Annotated in this window: 21 protein-coding genes; 1 reads left to right on the plus strand and 20 read right to left on the minus strand. The window is 40.9% G+C overall.

From position 1 onward, the window contains the following. Positions 1–21: 21 nt before the first annotated feature. From SSAL8618_RS08625 to SSAL8618_RS08725, 20 genes are all read right to left on the minus strand, one after another. Positions 22–417, minus strand: a complete 396-nt coding sequence (locus SSAL8618_RS08625; protein WP_014634994.1) for a hypothetical protein — start codon at positions 415–417, stop codon at positions 22–24. A 153-nt stretch (positions 418–570) separates the two neighbouring features. Next, entirely contained in the window at positions 571–1098 is a 528-nt protein-coding gene (locus tag SSAL8618_RS08630) for a VanZ family protein (RefSeq protein WP_038676709.1), read from the minus strand. Position 1099: 1 nt separating this feature from the next. Further along, on the minus strand, positions 1100–2209 hold the full coding sequence (gene rlmN / locus SSAL8618_RS08635) for a dual-specificity RNA methyltransferase RlmN (RefSeq protein WP_096832658.1): 1110 nt from the start codon (positions 2207–2209) through the stop codon (positions 1100–1102). 63 nt (positions 2210–2272) lie between these two features. Next, the gene (locus SSAL8618_RS08640) at positions 2273–3001 is read right to left on the minus strand and encodes a YutD family protein (RefSeq protein ID WP_014634996.1); all 729 of its coding nucleotides are present in this window, start codon (positions 2999–3001) and stop codon (positions 2273–2275) included. A gap of 54 nt (positions 3002–3055) precedes the next feature. Beyond that, on the minus strand, positions 3056–4411 hold the full coding sequence (locus tag SSAL8618_RS08645; RefSeq protein ID WP_038676711.1) for a bifunctional metallophosphatase/5'-nucleotidase: 1356 nt from the start codon (positions 4409–4411) through the stop codon (positions 3056–3058). A gap of 274 nt (positions 4412–4685) precedes the next feature. Further along, positions 4686–4916 (minus strand): Blp family class II bacteriocin, encoded by a 231-nt coding sequence (locus SSAL8618_RS08655; RefSeq protein ID WP_002884558.1) that lies wholly within the window; start codon positions 4914–4916, stop codon positions 4686–4688. A 479-nt stretch (positions 4917–5395) separates the two neighbouring features. Next, positions 5396–6739 carry a DEAD/DEAH box helicase gene (locus SSAL8618_RS08660; RefSeq protein WP_038676713.1) on the minus strand — a complete coding sequence of 448 codons (1344 nt, stop codon included), beginning with the start codon at positions 6737–6739 and terminating at the stop codon, positions 5396–5398. A gap of 73 nt (positions 6740–6812) precedes the next feature. Continuing rightward, a complete protein-coding gene (gene mraY, locus SSAL8618_RS08665; RefSeq protein ID WP_013991131.1) occupies positions 6813–7835 on the minus strand; it encodes a phospho-N-acetylmuramoyl-pentapeptide-transferase in 1023 nt (340 codons plus the stop codon). Between the two features lies 1 nt (position 7836). Beyond that, complete coding sequence (gene pbp2x, locus SSAL8618_RS08670; RefSeq protein WP_038676715.1) at positions 7837–10104, minus strand: penicillin-binding protein PBP2X; 2268 nt, start codon at positions 10102–10104, stop codon at positions 7837–7839. A 3-nt stretch (positions 10105–10107) separates the two neighbouring features. Further along, positions 10108–10428, minus strand: a complete 321-nt coding sequence (gene ftsL / locus SSAL8618_RS08675; protein ID WP_002891750.1) for a cell division protein FtsL — start codon at positions 10426–10428, stop codon at positions 10108–10110. 2 nt (positions 10429–10430) lie between these two features. Further along, positions 10431–11381, minus strand: a complete 951-nt coding sequence (gene rsmH, locus SSAL8618_RS08680; protein WP_002888254.1) for a 16S rRNA (cytosine(1402)-N(4))-methyltransferase RsmH — start codon at positions 11379–11381, stop codon at positions 10431–10433. Positions 11382–11494: 113 nt separating this feature from the next. Then, a complete protein-coding gene (locus tag SSAL8618_RS10710) occupies positions 11495–12523 on the minus strand; it encodes a DUF6287 domain-containing protein (RefSeq protein WP_038676717.1) in 1029 nt (342 codons plus the stop codon). A 30-nt stretch (positions 12524–12553) separates the two neighbouring features. Beyond that, a complete protein-coding gene (locus tag SSAL8618_RS08690; RefSeq protein ID WP_038676720.1) occupies positions 12554–13015 on the minus strand; it encodes a Wzz/FepE/Etk N-terminal domain-containing protein in 462 nt (153 codons plus the stop codon). 141 nt (positions 13016–13156) lie between these two features. Next, positions 13157–13555 (minus strand): DUF805 domain-containing protein, encoded by a 399-nt coding sequence (locus tag SSAL8618_RS08695; RefSeq protein ID WP_021143652.1) that lies wholly within the window; start codon positions 13553–13555, stop codon positions 13157–13159. Positions 13556–13760: 205 nt separating this feature from the next. Beyond that, positions 13761–14225, minus strand: a complete 465-nt coding sequence (gene tnpA, locus SSAL8618_RS08700) for an IS200/IS605 family transposase (protein WP_002883780.1) — start codon at positions 14223–14225, stop codon at positions 13761–13763. A 194-nt stretch (positions 14226–14419) separates the two neighbouring features. Further along, on the minus strand, positions 14420–14812 hold the full coding sequence (locus SSAL8618_RS08705; protein WP_038676722.1) for a DUF805 domain-containing protein: 393 nt from the start codon (positions 14810–14812) through the stop codon (positions 14420–14422). Between the two features lie 94 nt (positions 14813–14906). Continuing rightward, a complete protein-coding gene (locus SSAL8618_RS08710; RefSeq protein WP_014635007.1) occupies positions 14907–16157 on the minus strand; it encodes a glutamate-5-semialdehyde dehydrogenase in 1251 nt (416 codons plus the stop codon). A gap of 1 nt (position 16158) precedes the next feature. Then, positions 16159–16962: a glutamate 5-kinase gene (proB, locus tag SSAL8618_RS08715; protein ID WP_014635008.1), complete on the minus strand. Its 804-nt coding sequence runs from the start codon at positions 16960–16962 to the stop codon at positions 16159–16161. A gap of 119 nt (positions 16963–17081) precedes the next feature. Beyond that, positions 17082–18671, minus strand: a complete 1590-nt coding sequence (locus SSAL8618_RS08720; protein ID WP_038676724.1) for a hypothetical protein — start codon at positions 18669–18671, stop codon at positions 17082–17084. A 2-nt stretch (positions 18672–18673) separates the two neighbouring features. Continuing rightward, positions 18674–19405: an ABC transporter ATP-binding protein gene (locus tag SSAL8618_RS08725; RefSeq protein WP_038676726.1), complete on the minus strand. Its 732-nt coding sequence runs from the start codon at positions 19403–19405 to the stop codon at positions 18674–18676. A 274-nt stretch (positions 19406–19679) separates the two neighbouring features. Here SSAL8618_RS08725 and SSAL8618_RS08730 point away from each other — a divergent pair, with 274 nt between their 5' ends. Then, positions 19680–20411, plus strand: coding sequence for a DUF554 domain-containing protein (locus SSAL8618_RS08730; protein WP_038676728.1), 732 nt, complete (start codon positions 19680–19682; stop codon positions 20409–20411). The last annotated feature ends 180 nt before the right edge of the window (positions 20412–20591 follow it).

Raw genomic sequence — 20591 nt, forward strand, 5'->3', positions numbered from 1 at the left:
TATAAGTCTCGTATGATAAGGTTACTTCCAATAGCGATAGATTGTGCCATCTTCTAACTGAAAGTGACCAATATAAGATAACTTCCCAAAATCAGTAGACTCTGGCAATTGATAAGCAAAGGAATCAAAATTATAGACCTTGTGCCCATCATCCATAGAGTAGCTATCCTTATCATGGATAACGGATTCATCTTTCTTAGGGTTCCAAATGCGTCTGATTTCATCAGATGTCTTATACTCTCTGACAAAATTGTACAATTCAAAGTTAGTTGCCTCACTGAGATAGCGACCATCGGTGTTGTAGTTAGCTAATTGAGGCTCTCTCTTAGCCTCAGAATAATTCCAAACCTGTCCTCTTTCTCGCATGATATCGGCATCACGGCCACTTTGATAAGTATCTGCCTTAACCATCGTCATTGTTACTCCTAACGTTAATACGGTGACTACTGTCATCATTAAGTGTTTCATTGTTTCTCCAAACGTTTTTATTCATTTTTCCCTCTTTTGAATGTGTTGTATTTGTATGATAGAAAATAAGTGAAACCTGAGACGCGTAAGCTCCCAGGTTTTTTACTCTTTAAAATGCGTTTGAATCAGTTTTACAAGAAGGCGGTAGACACCTAGTGCCACCAAACCTCCCAAAGTGTTGGTCCATAAATCATCTAACTCAAAGACACGATTAGCATCAATGAGAAGATCTAGAATGACTTGTCCAACCTCAATCGTCAAAGACATGACAAAGGTCGCTAAAAGGACCTTTTTCCAAGACCTGAATCTGGGGTACAAGGCTAAAAGCCCTAAAATCAGCGGACTCAGCAAGAAAATGTTGGTCACATTTTGCCCAAGCACAAAGACAATCTCTTTAAGACTATCCAGCTGATAAAAGTTGGTCAAACTATTGAATGGGGTTAATAGGACCACTACACGACCAAAATGTTGAATACCAGGGGTTTCAACACCTTCAACTAGCCCGTACTGGGGTGTCCAACATAGGAGCACTAAACAAAGGAGATAAGCACAGACCAAAACTAGGCTTAGCTTTCTTCCTTTTGGTGTTAGTTCTCCATCCTTATCTACCCAAGTCTTAAGCTGAAACATCTTACTTACCTTCTGATTTACCAGAAGCTTCTGCCACTGCTTTTTGACGGTCGCGTTTCATAGTGTTTGAACGCAATTGTCCACAAGCTGCATCGATATCTGTACCGTGCTCTTGACGAACCACGCAGTTAACCCCATTTTTCTTGAGCACATCGTAGAAGGCAGCCACACGTTCTTTCGTTGAACGGCTATATTGATCGTGCTCTGATACTGGGTTATATGGAATCAAGTTGATGTATGACAACTTACGGATTTTCTTAGTCAAATCAGCCAACTCTTGTGCATTTTCAGGATGGTCATTGACCTCATTAAGCATGATATACTCAAAAGTTACACGACGGTTGGTTGTCTGGATGTAATACTCGATAGCTTCAAAGAGTTTTTCAAGTGGGAACGAGCGGTTGATACGCATGATGCTTGAACGAAGGTCATTGTTAGGCGCATGAAGTGATACGGCAAGGTTAACTTGAACACCTTCGTTAGCAAATTCCTTAATTTTTGGTGCCAAACCAGATGTTGACACGGTGATGTGACGCGCTCCAATGGCAAGACCATTGTCATTGTTAATGGTACGCAAGAAGCGAAGCACATTGTCATAGTTATCAAATGGCTCACCGATACCCATAACAACCACGTGGCTGACACGTTCACCGTCACCACGATCATCAAAGTATTTTTGTACCAACATGATTTGCGCCACAATCTCACCAGCAGTCAAGTCACGTTGTTTCTTAATCAAACCACTGGCACAGAAAGTACAACCGATGTTACATCCAACCTGAGTTGTCACACAGACAGACAAACCATAGTGTTGACGCATCAAAACCGTCTCAATCAACATACCATCTGGCAATTCAAAAAGATATTTAACGGTACCATCTTTAGATTCTTGAACGATACGTTGTTTCAATGGGTTTACGCAGAAATTCTCATTCAATTTAGCAATGAAATCCTTTGAAATGTTGGTCATTTCTTCGAAAGATTGCACACGCTTCTTGTAGAGCCAATCCCAAATTTGAGTAGCACGGAATTTCTTTTCACCGTGTTCCATAGCCCAATCAATCAACTCGTCACGAGTAAGACCATAAATAGAAGGTTTGTAGCCTTCCATATCCTCTAACTTCTGACGTTTACGGCGTTCTGGTTTTGCTTGTGTTGTTACTTCTGACATAGTTTAATTTCCTTTTTTTCTGATTGTGAAATGCTGACCATCTGACTTGGTCTGGCTTTGTTTCTTCGATGGGGTGTTTTGACCTTTAGATTTTGGAGCTTGCTTCTGACTCTTCTTGAAGTTAGGCTTACGCTCACGACCACCGTCCTCGGATCTAGATTTGAACTTAGGGCGACGCTTGATTTTCTCAAAGCTTGGACCCTCTTGATCCCTATCTCTTCGTTTGGACTTGTCTGGCTTTTGCTTAGCAGAAGCTTTTTGTCCTTTATTCTTTTGAGAAGCATTGCGCTCTCTATCTCTAGATTCCTGAGAAGAATTACGACGATTATTAGAACGACGGCGCTTGCGACGAGGCTCCGTCTCCTCTTCAAAGACGATTAACTGCGGCTCTTCATTTTTCAAAATAAAGTAGGCACAGCCAAAGGCACAGTATTCACGCAAATACTCCGATAATCGGCTAATGCGGTCTGTCTTACGCGTATTAGGGCGCTCGTCCTCGTAAAATCCCTTAAGACGAAGCTGATCATTAGACCAGTCCCCAACGATATAATCATACTTGAGCATGATTTCAGAAAAACGTTGCCCAAAGCGGGTAGCGTCTAAAGCATCCTTGTGATTTTCAAGAACTGTAAACTGACAGGCATCTGATTTCAGAAGATCAGCCACATACACAAAGTCTGGCCCTGGATATTTATTATAATTAAACATTTCTGGCAAGATTTCTTTACGCATGTGCCATCCTTTCTGCTCTCTCTTATTTTCTATCCTGATGCTGTAATAATGTCTCTATATCTTATCCCAATTGGCACCATTTTTTCCTAAATACTTGGCCACAAGTTCCCTTAACAAATCTGGAAAAAGAAGAGTAACTTCCTTTTCCTTAATTGTAGGGAAGTAAGAAGCAAAGTAGTACTGGTCCACAAGGACCAAACTAAACTTCTCATTGGAATCTACAACCCTTCTATTATACAACAAATTACCGTTTTTGTAAGCAAAATTCCCCGTGATTACTTCACCAAATGTCTTCCCTCTAAATCCCATACCTTTAATAGCTTGATTTTTAAGGAGTTCAGCCTTAGTAAAAACTTCCTGACAGATTTCTTTGAGCTCTTGTCCTGTCACGACTAGACGTGCCATCCGCATCTGGTGAGGAAGGGCTTCTTGCAGGTCTGCCATGGTCACTTGAGGACCTAGTGTTTTCATGATAAGTCCAGTATTTAAAAGCGTTAATTGGCTATGAGTCTCCTGACAAACAGCCTGTAAAACCAATTGACAGGTCTCATCAAAATCTAGTTCTCGACCTAGATTAGCTACTTTTTTCTGAGCTAAACGACGATGGCCTTCCTCACGCATAGCCTTGATAAAGGTTTCGTCCTCCTTGTCTAAATCCAAGATGTAGGACTTGGTGGGGATAGCCTCGATCTGACATTCTATCAATCGCCCATTTTCCACAGTAAGGTCAATACAGCCAAGATAATAGCCATATCTGTCAGCAGCTGCCAAATAGGTTTCATTGACTAATTTACCCTCTTCAAAAAGGTGATGCGTGTGGCTTCCGATGACAAGATTTACCTGTGGATAAGTCTCTGCAATCTGCTCATCATAACGTACACCTAGGTGACTAAGAACGACGACTATATCTGCATCCCTTACCTCAGGACGAGCCAAATCCTCTTCCAACCTAGCCATAGGCTCTAACACCTGCCAACCGTTGGGAGCATAGGTGATGTAATATGGGAAGGTATAGGCCAAGAAAGCAATGTTTGTACCTGCTTTAGTTTTATGGATAAGATAGGGTTTGGCCCATTCAGGCTGTCTCCCTTCATCCTTGAGATTTCCTATGATCGGCTGAAACTTAGCCTGCTCATAAAGACAGTCTAGCTCCTCCTTGGCCAGACCTATCCCCTCATTATTTCCAATAGTCGCATAGTCTATCCCCAACTCATTCATCAGGGCTACATTAAAACGCCCGGCTGTCGCATCAGATAAGGGATGGGACTTATCCACATTGTCCCCAAGATCTACCTTAATCAGCTCTCTATCTGTCTGACTCAAATCATCCACAGCTCGCTTGAGTTGTGGATACTGTTCAAAATGAGAGTGTAAATCATTGATATGAAGAATTCGAATCTTGTCTTTCATGACTCCTATTGTAGCACTTTTGCTATAAAAAAAACTTGACAATCATTTTGCCAAGTTTTTACATGCTATTTTTCAAACAGGAACGTATTCCTAGTTAACTTTCTTTTTAACATATTCTTCTGCGAGATGATAGACGTCATCTGCTAGGGATATACTGACATAGATGCACACAATTGAGAAAATTTCTCCTCTAAAGTGTTGCCAAGCAAAGAATATAAGCCCATAAATTAGGAGAGCAAGTACTATTTGGCCAAAAAATTGACTCAGTAATCGCCTAATAACGACAAATAAGTCCATAAGTAATCCCATCTTTAATACCATAACCAATACCCTTTAAGGCTGCACCTTGCCAAGTACCTGTTTGAATACCACCTTTAATGGCTCCTCCAACAGCCCCGACGCCTACGGCAGCTGTAGCTCCCCAAAAACTACATGCTCCACCCTTAACAGTAGAAAGATCTTCGGAATTAAGTGAGTTAAAATTGTTAATGATTTGTGTTGTCATTAAAACAACCTCCTTTAAAATATTTTTTAGCCTTTTCTCAAAAGCTATGATTGTATTATAGATAGAAAGCCAACAAAAAAGTAGTGACATAAATGTCACTACCTGATTTTGAGAGTTGACTCAACTAATAACCTCAAACTTACACATTATTTTACTTTAAACGGAAAGCTTCTTAAAAATGTCTGTGATAAAACTATTTAAAATCTGTCATAGTTTCAGTTCTTAAGACAGCCAATTATTTTGCGAGTGTAGTGAGCATATACTGAGACTTGTCGCTGTGATAATGACGACTAAGACTTTGTAGTCATAAGCGTTGGGAAGTTTTGAGACCTTAGGCTCAAAAGAAAAATATATCTTCAAACTAAATAAGGTCTTTTGAGTTTCCAAAAAGTTTGATAATAATCAAAAAAGCTGAAACACTTTGGTTTCAATCTTTTGAATTTTTAAATTAAAATTTGCTCTCACCTAGAAGCCAATGCTTAGAAGCTTTGCTTCTTAGCTTTACGCTCAGCACGCCCCTTAGCACGGTTAGCCGCACGACGTTCACGTTTGCGTTTTTCGTCAACCTTCCACTGAATTTTCTTCTTGTAGCCAGGTTTGATTTTTTTCTTTTTCTTCTTAACCAAACCGATCATTTCCGTATCAAGTTTTTGATAGGCTTTTTCACGGTTGGCACGACGGTCACGGTCATAGGTATCTTGAAACTCGCCGTCCTTATAGACTTTAGGTTCAAAGGTAATCCCCATCTTTTCAAGCTCACGAATATCTGAGTCGTCACTTGGTTGATAGAGGGTGATGGCTGTTCCTGACAAACCATTACGTCCTGTACGCCCTACACGGTGAACAAAGAAGGACAAATCTTGAGGGATAGCATCATTGATAACATGGCTAACCCCTTCAATATCAATCCCACGCGCTGCAAGGTCAGTCGCTACAATGTACTCAAAATCAAGCTTCTTGACTTGATTCATGATACGCTTACGTTCACGTGGTGGAATACCTCCATGAATTTTGGCAACCTTAAGACCATTTGACACTAGGTAGCTGTGCAAATCATCAGCACGTTCCTTAGTGTTAACGAAAATCATTGCCAAATATGGCTGCATTCCCTTAAGCATCTCAAGGATCTGTTCATTCTTGTTGCGACCTTTAGTAGATACCAACCAGTTATCGATGGTATCTGCAATAACTGTAGAAGTTTTGATTTGTTCCATGACTGGATTAGTCAAATACTTCTTCAAGAATGGCTGTAATTTTTGAGGAATGGTTGCTGAGAAGACCAAAATTTGCACTTCCTTAGGCAGACTTGCCGCAATCTTGTCCACAGTATCCAAGAATCCCATGTCCATGGTCATATCAGCTTCGTCAACAACAAAGGTATGGGCCTTGTGGATAGCCAACTCACCAGACTTAACTAGGTCATAAATACGACCTGGTGTTCCGATAACAATATGGGGTTGGGCTACCTTGAGTTTCTCAATCTGACGTTGCTTGTCTGTACCACCCACATAGTTAACCACACGAATTTCTGTATCAGAGTGTTTAGCAATCTGTTTTGTTGCTTGGTAAATTTGTGTCGCCAATTCACGTGATGGCGCTGTGATAACAACTTGAACATCGCCACTCTTCGGATTGAGCTTCTCAAAAATTGGCAAGAGGAAGGTATGTGTTTTTCCTGAACCCGTCTTTGATTCACCAACCAAATCACGACCTGAACGGACTACAGGAATCAATTTCTGTTGAACAGGCGTTGGCTCCTTAAACTTAATCTCGTCAAGAGCCTCCTGAATAAATGTTTTAAAATTAAAATCTTTAAATGACATGTTTATTTACTTCTTTTCTATCTAGTCTATCCCTATCATTATAACAAAAAAAGAGCATTTCTGCTCCTTTCATTTATTTCATAACGTTTCCAAGAACCATCCAAAGAGTAATGGCACTTGCAAGCGCTCCAACTGCCCAAAGGAAAGCATCAACCTTCCACTCTGACCATTTGTCACCCTTACCTGAAAGACCACCCAATTCAAGGTGATGGTGGAATGGTGTCATACGGAAAATACGACGACCTTCTCCATACTTACGCTTAGTGTATTTGAAATAGCTGACCTGTAGCATAACAGAAGCTGTCTCAAAGACATAAACCACACCAATCAAGAGTAGCGTCCACTCTACACGTAGGGCAATAGAGATAACCGCAAGCATAGCCCCAAGTGACAAGGAACCGACATCTCCCATAAAGACCTTGGCTGGCTTGTGGTTAAAGACGAAGAAGCCAAGAAGTGCCCCAATCATAGTGATAATGATAGTCAAGATAGCGAACTCACCCTTGACAAAAGCAATAATCCCGTAGGCAATCAAGCTGATAACCACAGAGATAGAAGCTAAACCATCAATACCGTCTGTCAAGTTCACAGCATTTGAGAAACCGACAATCCAGAATAGGACAAAGAGAACATAAAAGACACCGAGGTGAATGGTTAACCCACCAATAGCTAGGCTATCTGTCCCACTAGGGAGTACGTGGATAAAGTAGAAAAGCAAACCCGCAATAATCTGCAAGGCCATCTTTTGCCAAGGTTTAAGTCCCTCATTGATTTGACGGAAAATCTTAAGGAAATCATCAAGGAAACCAATGATTCCATAAATCAAAATGACAAAGAGAATCCCCGCTGTGGCACCATAGGCTTGGTGTCCCTCGCTAAAGACGTGGAAGTTGAAAATCAAGCTAACCAAGATGGCAACTACTAGGAAGACTGTCCCTCCCATAGTTGGTGTCCCAGCCTTAGCCAAATGCTGCTTCACATCTTCATGCATTTGTTGGCCACCGATTTTCTTGATTTTGTAGTAAGTAATAAAGTGAGGCATGGCTAGCACCGTCAACACAAAGGCGGCCACGCCTGCTATCAGACTCATAGTCATCTTAGTCTCCTAAAGTAATGGTAATCTTCTTGGTTTTAGACAGGGCTTTTCCTGCCGCAACACTTTGTTTGGTAACAGTCCCTGACTTGCCACCCTTGTAAGTAATTTTAATGCCCTTCCATTTGGCAAAGGTTTCAACGTTCTTCTTGGTCCACCCATACATGTCTGGAAGTTCTGTGAAGTCATTGGTCATGATAAGAATCTGTTCATTAGCCTTAATATTGGCTTTGGCATCTACAGAAACCTTCTCAATCTTATCACCAACACCCAAAACAATCGGATGAATCAAGTTTTGACGAAGGGTGTTAGCTGTCTCACCTGGACGCTTACCGATAATATCGCCAGTTTGATAGCTCGTTTCTTCGGTCTTTTCACTACCTTCAGAAACAGAAGTATCTAGGGTGTCGCCCATAGACATGGCTTCTTCCAAGACCGGGTTAACCACAGTCGCAAAGAAAGTGGTATTCCAAGACTCGGGTTCCTGAACAGTCACATACATGATATATTCTGGATCATCTGCAGGCACCATAGCTACAACTGAGTTGAGGGTTTCATTGGAACCAACCTTATACGTTCCAGTCTTTTCATCGGCAACTTGGGCCGTACCAGACTTAACCGCTACATCATAGTTACCAACCTTGATAATAGGTGCCCCTTCAGATTTATTGTAAAGGGTACCGAACTCTGGATCCGTACCAACGGAAATCATATAGTTACGCGTTTCAGAGGCAGCCTGCTTAGAAACTGGCTTACCGATAACTTCCTTCTTAGCTGTACGAGCTGTACCTTGGTTAACATCGGCAACTTGTTTGATAAATTGAGGTTCCAACATGATACCGTTGTTTGAAATGGCGGTAAAAGCTCGAAGCATTTGGACTTGAGTCACCGAAATCCCTTGTCCGAAGGATGATTGAGCTATATTAACAGAGTTTCGAGAGACAACCCCTGAAGACTCACCAACCATCCCAAAACGGGTTGGAAGACCAAATTTGTAAAGAGATAAGTAGTTAGACCAAACTTTGTCTCCCATCTCTTGTTCCAACATGGTCATACCAACGTTACTTGAATAAGAGAACCCTTGGGCAAATGACATGGTACGACCTGTTGAGATACCTTCATTGATTGACCAGTCATTAATTTCAACGTCGTCAACCTTAATACCATTAGCATTACTGTAGGTCGCATTCGGGTTAAAGCTTCCATTGTTAATAGCAGCTGACAAGAGCATGACCTTCATGGTTGAACCAGGCTCATACTGGGCTTCGTAAAGACGGTTAACCCAGTCATAATTCTTCTTAGCCTGTCCCTCAAGGGTATCCGAATTATAGGTCGGACGTTGTGTCGTTGCAAGAATCTCACCTGTCTTAGCATTAACAACTGTCGCTGAAGCATTTACCCCTTGCGTCTGCTCCATAAAGGTATCCATCTGCGTTTCTAGGAAGGTTTGAAGAGGCGCTGACAAGGTTGTATAGATGTTCTTACCATCGATTGCTTCCTTGGTAATGGTTTCCGTACCTAGAAGCGTGTTACCGTTTTTATCTTTCTCATAGATGGCCTCACCATCTGTCCCAGTCAAGAGGCTATTGAGCGAGCGCTCCAAACCAGTTTGACCAATCAAAGAATAAGAGCCGTCTTTTTTATTTTCAACAGCTTCGGCACGACCAAGAAACTCTGACGCGAAGGTCCCATTAGGGTACATACGTGACGTTGTTGCTTCAAAGGCCATCCCCTTAATTCCCGCATCTTTAAAGGCTTTCTCTAGTTCTTCTTTAACAGAGTAGGTAATTCCCTTCCCTTTTAGTCCAAATGAAACCTGATAAGCACCCTTGGTACGCAATTGGGCCAAGGCATCACTCTTTTCAATTCCTAGCTTATCCTTTAAAATATCGGCAACCTTGTCAAACTGACTATCTTGGACATAGAGTTTTTCTTGAGTTGCTGACACATAGCTGGTCGACACGATTGCGTAAATGGCATAACTGGTTGAATCCTCAGCCAAAACATTTCCATTTCGGTCATAAATCGTTCCACGCTTGGCAGCCACTGTGGTCTTAGTGTTATAAGACTTAGCAGCCTGGGTCGACAAATCGACACCAAACTTACTGTCTGTCCCGATAATCACGACAAAGTTGATAATAAAGACGAAAAAGATAAAGATGCTGAGAACCATAAGGTTCTGACCAACGTGCTGTCGGTTCTGGGCTGGCTTTCGCCTATCCCTAACGACATAGTTTAGAAATAAATGTTTAAGTTTTCTTAATCTGTTCATTAGCTATTTCACACTCTTAATACTATCGTTATTAATAGACAAGCCTGCCTTATTAGCAATCTCTTTAATACGGTCAGAGTTAGTCAACTCATTAACCGCCTGCTTAGCATTGTTAAGCTCTGTTTTTTCATCACTAATCTTGCTATTAAGGTCTGTGATTTGTTGCTTGATAGCCTGATTACGCCCTTGTAAAAATACAACAGCGATACTCATCACAATAGCTGTCAAAACAATTGCCGAATAGAAGGCCTTTTCCATACGCGTCATAAAACGAATATGGTTTCTAATGGCTCTATTAACAATCTGATGTTCCTTATTTTCCATAATTATTTCCTGATTTTTTTAGCCACACGCAATTTAGCAGAATGCGAGCGGTTATTAGCTTCTAATTCTTCCTGACTAGGTAGGATTGGCTTACGATTAACTAAGGCCACCTTAGGCTGGAGGTCTTCAGGAATAAAAGGTAGACCTTTAGGCACATCTACCGTACTGGCTTCCTTGAAAAGCTGTTTAGTCAATCGATCCTCCAAAGAATGGAAGGTAATGACCGAAATACGGCCATCTACAGCAAGTAAATCCAAGGCCTCTTGAATAGACTCATCCGCAGCACCAAGCTCATCGTTCACTTCGATGCGAATAGCTTGGAAAATTTGCTTGGCTGGATGGCCTTTCTTCTTCAATTCCTTAGCAGGCTTAGCTGATTTAATGATTTCCGCCAGTTCCGTCGTGGTCTCAATTGGTTTAACCTGACGAGCCTGTTCAATTTTACGTGCAATCTGTTTAGAGAACTTGTCCTCACCATACTTGAAGAAAATACGCACCAAATCGTTGTAAGGGTAGGTATTGACCACATCATAAGCGGTAAGACTCGCTTCCTCATTCATGCGCATATCTAGCTTAGCATCCTGTTTATAGGAGAAACCACGCTCACGCTCATCCAACTGTGGGCTAGAGACACCTAAGTCATAGAGAATGCCATCAATTTCAGACACTCCCAAGGCTTCAAGGTTGGACTTGAGATTACGGAAATTATCCTTGATGAAAGTCACCATACCCTTATCAATATAGTCCTTAAGACGCACTTGAGCATTATCAATAGCCTTTTGGTCCTGATCAAAGCAGTACAAATGACCCTTTTCAGATAATTGCGACAAAAGATAAGACGAATGTCCTGCGCCACCCAAGGTCGCATCTACATAGATGCCATCGGGCTTGATATCAAGCATATCAACAGTTTCGTGTAAAAGAACGGTTACATGGTGAAATTCATTAGTCATAACTTTTATTATAGCACAAGAATGGAGAAATTGTCTCGTTCTGTAAGTTGACAGGATAGTAAAAAAGCCAGACCTGTGGTCTAACTCTTTAGTTGATATATCATCTGATAAGATTAATCCACTCTGTAAAAATAGCTTTCCTCAGATGGCACTCCATTCGTCGCTAAGATACGGTCCTTACTGTTATCTCCCGCATTACTTGCATCGCTAACGCCCTTAGGACAAAGCTGAATTGGAGTATTCCCTACTGGACTAGAATCAACATAAGTTAAGGTATATATACCAGACACATACTGATTGGGTGAGACTTTGTCGATAGGATAAGTATAGCCCCAGAAATCCAACTGACCATCCGAAGTAATGGTGATGGTCTTTCCATTTGAAGACTTCCATGTCCCTACAGCTGATTTGTAATTGCCATTTTTGAGTTCATCAGGCTTAAGAGATGTTGAACTTGTTTGAGTTTGTGACGCTGCGCTAGAACTACTATTAGTAGAGGCACTGCTCAGATCCTTCCAATCCCAATTCGAAAGATCAGCCTTGTCTGCACCCGAATCACTGTCATCTTTTACAAGAGATTGACCATCACTACTAAAGTGGTAGCCAGAACCTCCACCAGCCATAGCACCAGCACTACCATAGTAGCTAAAGGTGTTATCCTTGAGGTAGGCCAAAGTCATGCGCTCACCCAACATGCCCAGTTGTGGACCTTCTGTCAGACGAATGACCTGACCACTATCCTTAGAGATAGTATAAATATCCGTAATCATATGCTCTTTAAAGAGTTTCCCCGGCTTAAAAGCAAGAATCAACTCATCAACACCATTACCATCCAGATCACGGTAAGTATAGACCGTTGAGGCAGGACTTGTTTGAGAATTAGCATAGGTAACAACGAGAGAATTAAGCGAGGCATCCGTTTGGTTGTTGGCCACAGCCGTTTGGTACTTACTAATGATGCTATCATAAGCAAAGGTATCTACCTTTTTCTCTTGACTAGAGCTTTCACTACTACTTGATTGTGACTGTTCTACTGATGAAGATGAAGTCGTCGAAGTCAAGCCATTTTGCTGGTTTGAACAAGCGGCTAATAGGACTAAACTAGATAATCCTGTTACTAATGCTAAAACTTTATTTTTCATTTCTAATCCTAAATTCCTTTTCTCTAACCCTTATTCTGTTGTCCCAGAGCTAACATCTGCGCTGTAGGCAGGTGCTGTATAGCTTGAAGCATCACTATGTGACTCTGTATAAGTTGTTGGTGGCACATAGCTATACTGGGGCGCTTGATAAGTCTCTTGTGCTGAAGATGGTGATGGTGTAGGCGTTGATGCTACCGCAGGAGTTGAGCTTGCTTCTGTCTGACTAGCTGCTTCTACCGTTGAACTTGCTGATGACGATTCACTTGAAGACTCACTTGAGGTTGAAGAAGATGACGAAGAACTTGAGCTCGATGACTTAGATGAAGCCTTGGGTTTACTAGACGATGGCTGCTTAGTAGCTACCTTGACTTGGACCTTAGCATGATTGTGTGCAGGCTGCAAAAAGACAATTGCCAAAGCCAAAAGAATAGCTGGTAGAGTAAATGCCAAAATAAGGTAACGTTTTTCTTTTAAATGACGAAGTAGTTTCATAGAGTATTCACATTTCTTAAATATATTTTTAGTATCGATTAGTCTCAGATAAGATTATATCAGAAATATTAAAATGTGCAACATTAACATAAAACTTTTTTAACATCAAAAAAAACAACTCAAAGAGTTGGTTGATTGCCATTATTGTTGTGGATTATTGAAGTTGTTAAATGGATACTCAACTTTAGTTGGTTTACATAGTAAAACAATGAAGATAATAGGACCTACAAATGGAATAAATGTAACAAAAATATACGGCCAATTGTAGCCAGCATCACGTAAACGGCGAACTGTTACAGCAAGACCAGGTAAGATGGCAGCAACACCAAAGGCAAAAAAGATAAATAGGATGATGAATGAAATAACAGCAAAAAAGCTTGATTCTGTAGCACCTGCAATGCCTCCAAAGATTGCCAGCAACACATAAAAAGCAATAACTGTTAACATATTTGCCAAATATGCAAACCAGTAATCTGAACGTGTTGAACGTCCCTCAAAATCTACGTAGCCCTTCCAAAACTTCTTATAAGCTTCGATCATAATAAAATCTCCTCATTTTTTGATACTTATACTATACCAAAAGACTGGTCTTCTGGCAAATCAATCATAACCACCCGTCTAACGGGTGGTTTGATCAAGGGCTATAAACCCATAATACCAGCCAGCGCCTAAAGACGCTGGCTTTCACTTTGTTCAAGCCTTATTGCTTTTGACTCGTCACAAGCCTCTCAAAGAGGCATTCGCATTACTTACCATTATCCCTAAAGGGATTTTCATATTCTTTAACGCTTAATTTGTCCAAAGCGATATCATGCTTCTCTTGTTCCTGGATATATTTCTTAATTGTGGCTTCATTAAGTCCTACCGTACTTACATAATATCCTTCTGCCCAAAAATGTCTGTTCCCAAATTTATATTTTAAATTGGCGTGTTTATCAAACATCATTAAGGCACTCTTACCTTTTAAATATCCCATAAAACTAGCTACACTCATTCGTGGTGGTATACTTACTAGCATGTGAACATGATCTGGCATTAAGTGGCCTTCTATTATTTCAACGCCTTTATATTGGCATAGTCTATGAAAAATCTCTCCCAGACTACTCCTATATTGATTATAGATTATTTTTCGTCTATACTTAGGTGTAAATACAATGTGGTACTTACACATCCATTTTGTATGTGATAAACTGTGAGCTTTTTGCGCCATAGTCTTAACTCCTTTCGTTTTACAATTGGCTTGAGCACCTATATTGTATCTCGTTTGGAGTGTTTTTGTTATGACGGTATAACCTTCGATGCGCACCCGCATAGCGGGTGGTTTATTTGTTTCGCACCTTCGGAGCGAAACGGACTTAAAGTCACATAACTAAAAAACAGCCTAAGGAGGCTGTTAAGTAACTATCATTGCTGAAGATTATTAAAATTGTTGAAAGGAAATTCTACTTTTGTTGGTTGACAAAACAAAACCAAAAGTACTATATCACCTATAACAAAGGCAAAACGTAAAAAAATCAAGGCCCAATGATAGCCCGCATCACGCAAGCGACGGACCTGAATAGCAATAGATGGGATAAAGCTAGCAGGAAAATAGGTCATTACAAGCAGATACAGTATGTTGAGAATAACATGATAATGACTATTCGGACTATCAAAAACACTTACAACTATAACTATGCTAAATAAAATGATACCTACAATAGTATTCGCTAAAACTGCCAACCAATAGTCTGAGCGAGTTGAACGTCCTGTAAAATCGAAATAGCCCATCCAATACTTCTTATAAGCTTTAAACATGGCAAAATCTCCTCATCCTTGATACTACCAGTATATCAGAAGACCTGTCGTCTAGCAAACCAACTAAAAAAGCTCCTTCATGGAGCTTTATGGGTTATTCTCTAATTTGTCCTTGTCCGTTAATATAGAACTTGGTTGACGTTAGGGCCTCCAGTCCCATTGGACCACGGGCGTGCATTTTTTGGGTTGAGATTCCGATTTCAGCACCCAGTCCAAAGACGAATCCATCTGTAAAGCGGGTTGAGGCATTAACATAGACAGCTGCAGCGTCAACATCATCTTGGAATTGCTCCGCACGACTGATATCCTGAGTCACAATAGCCTCTGAATGCGATGTCGTGTAAGTATTAATCCATTTAATAGCCTCATCAAGGCTATCTACCACTTTAACAGACATAATATAGTCAAGAAACTCTGTCGCAAAATCTTCTGGTGAAGCGGGTACGGATTTTTCCATAAGTTTCAAAGCCTTTTCATCCGCACGGAACTCAACAGCCTGAACTTTTGAAATAGCTTTTTCCAAGTTAGGCAAGAAGTCTTCCGCAATATCAGCATGAACAACGAGAGATTCTGCAGCATTACAAACACTTGGTCGTTGGGTTTTGGCATTGATGACAATCTGTGTCGCCATATCTAAGTTAGCATATTTATCCACATAAATATGACAGTTACCAACACCCGTTTCAATGACTGGAACCTTGGCTTTTTCTTTAACCGTTTGGATGAGACGAGCTCCACCACGAGGAATGAGCAAGTCAACATACTTGGTCGCCGCCATGAGTTCCTCTGCTACCTCATGAGAGGTATCTTCAACCAGCTGAACGGCATCTGCTGTGATACCCGCATTTTCCAAAGCCTTTCGGGCCACTGTAACCAAGGCCTTGTTGGAATTGATAGCATCACGTCCTCCTCGGAGAATGATAGCATTATTGGTTTTAAAGGCAAGGCTAAAGGCATCGATTGAGACATTGGGACGGCTCTCAAAAATCATAGCGATAACACCCATAGGAACACGCTTTTGAACGATTTTGAGACCATCCAGATTCGTATAGCCACGAACCACTTGACCAATTGGGTCCTGAAGGTCTGCCACCTGACGAACACCCTCAGCAATTCCTGCGATACGGTCTTCTGTTAAAAGCAAGCGGTCTTGCATAATCTCTGAAATACCATTTTCCTTGGCATTGGCCATATCCTTAGCATTTTCAGTGATAATATAGGCACTCTCAGCTACTAGAGCTTTAGCTACCTGATTTAGAAGGTCGTTTTTAGCTGCTGTTGATAATTTAGCAATCTGACGACCTGCCACCTTGGCCTGTTGGCCTAGTGTATCGATATATGTCATCTTAGTCCTCCTGTTTAAAAAGTGTACCAATCTTGGCTCCTTCTAGGACACGAAGGATGTCACGTGGATTTTCACCATTCATCAAAACCATTTGGCTATGATTTTCAAAAACCATCTGGGCGGATTTAATCTTACTCATCATACCACCCGTACCAAATTTACTACCGGCACCACCAGCTGAGGCAAGAATTTCCTCGGTAATCTCTGGAACATAGCTACGAAGGGTCGCATCCTCATAGACATTTGGGTTCTTATCAAAGAGCCCATCAATATCTGACAGCATGATAAGTAGGTCTGCACCAACAATCTTAGCAACGATAGCAGACAAGCGGTCATTGTCTCCAAACTTAGTCGCATGGTCCATTTCATCTACGCTGACAGCGTCATTCTCATTAACAACTGGGACAACCCCAAGCTCGAAGAGGCTCTCAAAAGCATTGATGGCATTGGCTAAACTCTCGGGATACTCAACCACATCACGCGTCAAAAGCAACTGAGATACCTTGGTCTGATAATGTGAAAAGACCTGAGAATAAAGGCTCATCATAGCCACCTGCCCTACACTTGAGACAGCCTGTTGCTTACCAACTTCTGCTGGGCGTTTCTCAAGGTCTAGAACATTGAGACCAAAGCCCATGGCACCAGAGGATACAAGGACAACCTCAATTCCTTTGTTATGTAGGCTAGAAATGACAAAAGCTAATTGATCGATTTTTTCAAGATTAATTTTCCCTGATGGCAAAACCAGAGAACTAGTCCCGATTTTGATAACCAGGCGTTTTACTGAGTCAAAATTTCGTTTCATGTTTATGATTATACACTAAATTCAGGTATTTTAACATATATAATGCATAAGTTTACATATTAAGGATTTTCAGTAAAAAAGAATCCCTCCAATCGGAGAGACTCTTTAAACAGTTTGTTCTAGGCAAAAAACATGGCTCTAATACGTTTCCAACGTCTGCGATCAACAAAGAGATAAACGATTAGGACAACTAAAGCTATAAGCCCAGATACTATAGCATTAACTACTAGGGCAATCCAGAACTTACTTGCAAAGAAGACAATACCTCCTAGCAAGGCAGCGATGAAAATTGTAAGAATAAAGATACCCATATAGAGCCACTGTCCGCCACCTCGATTGAAGAGCTGGGTAACTTCCTGCCAATTCACTTCCAACAATTTAAGGTCACGTTCAAAGTAATAGCCACCTACAAGATAGGTTGTTACGAGAAAACCAAGAGTGAAACTTGCCACCAAAATAAGATGGAGATGAGCCAAGAATATTAAACCAAGTCCTCCTAATAAGAGGGAAACACCGACTTGCAAGCTATAGAAAAGCCAAAACTTTTGACGAAGATAGTCACCCGTATTGATTGGTAGGCTACGAATAAAGTCAAAGTTTGTCCCCTCTAAGGATGTTGCTACACCAAGAAAACTTGTTGGTTGAGCTGAAAAGAAACCAAAGGCAATTCCGACCAAAAGCAGGAGTCCGAAATAGTCTGGGCCCAGATCTTTCAAAAATACCGCACCCCCACCTAACATGATCATATATAAGACCGGCACCACATAGGTATTGATAATGAGAGTTGAATTCCCCAAAGTAGATAAATGATGGCGGATCAAGACCTGTCTTTGGCTTCGAGTAACAGCTTTGGCCTGAGGCTTTCTAGCCTTTTGGTTATAAATGGCTTCGTGGAAATAACGAGGCATTCTGACTTTATAAAACCAATAGCCCAAGATAAGCACTACAACCAGGGGAAGATAGAAATTTAGCAGAGCCTCTGGAGATAGAGGGGCAGCTACGACATCATAGTAACCTCTTAGATAAGGAACCAAGGGAAAATCGGCATGTCCAGCACCATCAACATAACCTTTAATAAAACCAACCATCATAATAGGCAACATAATCAAAAGGGTTGACAAGGTCATCAAAATGGTTGAATAGAGCTTTTTATGAGAACTGCGAACAATCAGCGTTCCAATACTATTAGACAGAGTCACTGAAAAAACGAGATTGATAAAGAGAGAAACGATAAAGGTCAGAAATCCAACGACTATCCCCAATGGACCAATAAATTGCCAGTAAGCTAGAATGAGAAGACTAAGGATAGGTACCATGAAGGTCATCCCAACCATAGAACCTGACAGAGTCTTGGCCAAAAAAACTTCCGCTGGCTTCAAGGGAAGAGGCAGATAAGCCTTGCTATCCTTACTGTCATAAAAGGTACTATAGAGAGCAGTAAAGGTCTGGAGAAGCCCCATGATTGAAAATGTCAAGAGATATAGGGTTAAGACTCCAGGATTAGCCTTATAGTCGACACCTACAAAAAGATAGCTATAAACAACCGTAAAAATAACTAGAATCAAGAGTTGTTGCCTAAGCATGGCATTAACGATGGAGAAATTAGCTTTTTTCTTTTTCTCCTGACGTTTCTGTAGGTTAGTTACTGCTTGAGGATTAGCGTAGAGGAGATTAATTTTAAAAAGCTCCCAAACATGGTTCCAGTTCATGACTATACCTCCTCAATCTTACGTCCAGCCATTTCCAGATAAATAGTTTCCAAATCCTTATCAGGGTACTGAGATTTAAGTTCAGCTAGGGACCCTTGGAAGATAAGTTTTCCTTTCTTCAAAATAGCAATACGATCACAGAGCTGCTCGGCTACACTTAAAACGTGGGTTGAGAAAAGGACACTATTACCTTCCTTAGCATGATGACGCATGGCTTCCTTCAAGTCAAACGATGCCTGTGGATCCAGACCAGTCAGAGGCTCATCCAAAACCCAAATCTGTGGATTAACCAAAAGGGCACCGATGACAACAACTTTCTGACGCATACCATGAGAGAAGGAAGAAATGAGGTTATAACGACTTTCCGTCAAGTCAAAGGTAGCCATGAGATCAGTCAAACGTTCCTCAACCTGACTAGCTTCCAAATCATAGATACGTGTCAAGAAGTACCAATAGTCATTGGCAGTCAAATTTAGGAATAGGTCCGGTGAATCTGGCACATAAGCGATTTTTTTCTTGATGGCATCACGATGTTGACTGAGGGCCATATCATCAACGTAAACTTCACCGTAGCTAGCTTCAATGATAGACGTCAAAATGGAAATCGTCGTGGTCTTACCAGCCCCATTGTGACCAATCAGCCCAAAAATCTCACCATCTCGAATATCGAGGTTAAGATCTGAGAGAGCATCTTTATCTTCATAACGTTTCGTTACGTGTTCAAAACGAATCATCTTTTATCCTTTCTTGAGAATCTATTTAACAATAGTCTCATTTTACACTTTATATTAGATTATAAATTAGAGTTATTACCTTGTTTTTTCATGAACAATACTCTAATAATACCGAGAATAGGTTTAGATAAGGCTATTTCGTTACCTTCTTATTTATTGTATCATTTCAAGGGTACAATTTCAAGAAAACGTTTGTAAAAACGAGACAATTTTGCATTCGGTCTTTGATAATGCTAAACTTATAGTATTTAGAACACATAGGAGGAAACCACTGGTGCCAACTGGAATTATCATCAACTCGCTATCTATTATCTTAGGAGGAATTGCTGGAGGACTCTTCGGGGACTATCTCAGAGACGATTTCAAGGAGAACCTTAACCTTATCTTTGGACTAGCCTCTATGGTTATGGGGATTAGTGCTATTATGAATATGGTTAACATGCCTGCGGTTATCTTCGCGGTGGTTATCGGTACCATCATTGGACTAGCCCTAAAGTTTGGAAACCTCATCAACAAGGGAGCTGGTCTTATGGAAAAAGGCTTGTCCAAGATTACACCAAGTAAGCAAACAGGGTTAGCTCACGATGAGTTTTATGCGCAACTCTTGACAGTAATCGTCCTTTTTTGTGCGAGTGGTACAGGAATTTACGGTAGCCTTGAGTCTGGGATGACAGGCGATGCTTCCATCTTGATTTCTAAATCTATCCTAGATTTCTTTACGGCCATGATTTTCTCTTGTAGTCTAGGCTACATCGTCTCCATGATTGCCATTCCACAATTTATCATCTTCTTCCTTCTCTTTGTGAGTGCTGGTTTCATTCTTCCTTTGACAACAAAGGCTATGATTGGTGACTTTAAGGCTTGTGGGGGCTTTCTCATGATTGCGACTGGTTTTCGTATTATGAGACTTCGCCAATTTCCAACCGCAGATATGATTCCAGCCATGATTCTGGTTATGCCGATTTCCTGGGCCTGGGTCAATTGGGTGGTGCCTTTGATTAGTTGATATTAGGATTAAAATAAACTAAAACCGTCAGTCTAATGCTGGCGGTTTTTGTCTCTATTTATTGCCGTTATGGACTCTAACTATTAAAAACTAGTAATGTTTATGGTGTTTAATTCTAATTTTTCTAACCTTGTTTAGACTTAGATGAGTTTGTTATAATAACCCTTGTAGGCCTAAGCA

This window comes from Streptococcus salivarius (assembly GCF_000785515.1).
In the GTDB taxonomy this organism is placed as follows: domain Bacteria; phylum Bacillota; class Bacilli; order Lactobacillales; family Streptococcaceae; genus Streptococcus; species Streptococcus salivarius.

Excerpts from the sequence above, each read along its gene's own strand:
- SSAL8618_RS08625 (WP_014634994.1), bottom strand. The coding sequence starts at position 417 with ATGACGATGGTTAAGGCAGATACTTATCAAAGTGGCCGTGATGCCGAT.
- SSAL8618_RS08725 (WP_038676726.1), bottom strand. The coding sequence starts at position 19,405 with ATGATTCGTTTTGAACACGTAACGAAACGTTATGAAGATAAAGATGCT.
- SSAL8618_RS08695 (WP_021143652.1), bottom strand. The coding sequence starts at position 13,555 with ATGATCGAAGCTTATAAGAAGTTTTGGAAGGGCTACGTAGATTTTGAG.
- SSAL8618_RS08690 (WP_038676720.1), bottom strand. The coding sequence starts at position 13,015 with ATGAAACTACTTCGTCATTTAAAAGAAAAACGTTACCTTATTTTGGCA.
- SSAL8618_RS08705 (WP_038676722.1), bottom strand. The coding sequence starts at position 14,812 with ATGTTTAAAGCTTATAAGAAGTATTGGATGGGCTATTTCGATTTTACA.
- mraY (WP_013991131.1), bottom strand. The coding sequence starts at position 7,835 with ATGACTATGAGTCTGATAGCAGGCGTGGCCGCCTTTGTGTTGACGGTG.
- ftsL (WP_002891750.1), bottom strand. The coding sequence starts at position 10,428 with ATGGAAAATAAGGAACATCAGATTGTTAATAGAGCCATTAGAAACCAT.
- SSAL8618_RS08710 (WP_014635007.1), bottom strand. The coding sequence starts at position 16,157 with ATGACATATATCGATACACTAGGCCAACAGGCCAAGGTGGCAGGTCGT.
- SSAL8618_RS08645 (WP_038676711.1), bottom strand. The coding sequence starts at position 4,411 with ATGAAAGACAAGATTCGAATTCTTCATATCAATGATTTACACTCTCAT.
- SSAL8618_RS08720 (WP_038676724.1), bottom strand. The coding sequence starts at position 18,671 with ATGAACTGGAACCATGTTTGGGAGCTTTTTAAAATTAATCTCCTCTAC.
- rlmN (WP_096832658.1), bottom strand. The coding sequence starts at position 2,209 with ATGGAAGGCTACAAACCTTCTATTTATGGTCTTACTCGTGACGAGTTG.
- rsmH (WP_002888254.1), bottom strand. The coding sequence starts at position 11,381 with ATGACTAATGAATTTCACCATGTAACCGTTCTTTTACACGAAACTGTT.
- proB (WP_014635008.1), bottom strand. The coding sequence starts at position 16,962 with ATGAAACGAAATTTTGACTCAGTAAAACGCCTGGTTATCAAAATCGGG.
- tnpA (WP_002883780.1), bottom strand. The coding sequence starts at position 14,225 with ATGGCGCAAAAAGCTCACAGTTTATCACATACAAAATGGATGTGTAAG.
- SSAL8618_RS10710 (WP_038676717.1), bottom strand. The coding sequence starts at position 12,523 with ATGAAAAATAAAGTTTTAGCATTAGTAACAGGATTATCTAGTTTAGTC.
- SSAL8618_RS08655 (WP_002884558.1), bottom strand. The coding sequence starts at position 4,916 with ATGACAACACAAATCATTAACAATTTTAACTCACTTAATTCCGAAGAT.
- SSAL8618_RS08640 (WP_014634996.1), bottom strand. The coding sequence starts at position 3,001 with ATGCGTAAAGAAATCTTGCCAGAAATGTTTAATTATAATAAATATCCA.
- SSAL8618_RS08630 (WP_038676709.1), bottom strand. The coding sequence starts at position 1,098 with ATGTTTCAGCTTAAGACTTGGGTAGATAAGGATGGAGAACTAACACCA.
- pbp2x (WP_038676715.1), bottom strand. The coding sequence starts at position 10,104 with ATGAACAGATTAAGAAAACTTAAACATTTATTTCTAAACTATGTCGTT.
- SSAL8618_RS08660 (WP_038676713.1), bottom strand. The coding sequence starts at position 6,739 with ATGTCATTTAAAGATTTTAATTTTAAAACATTTATTCAGGAGGCTCTT.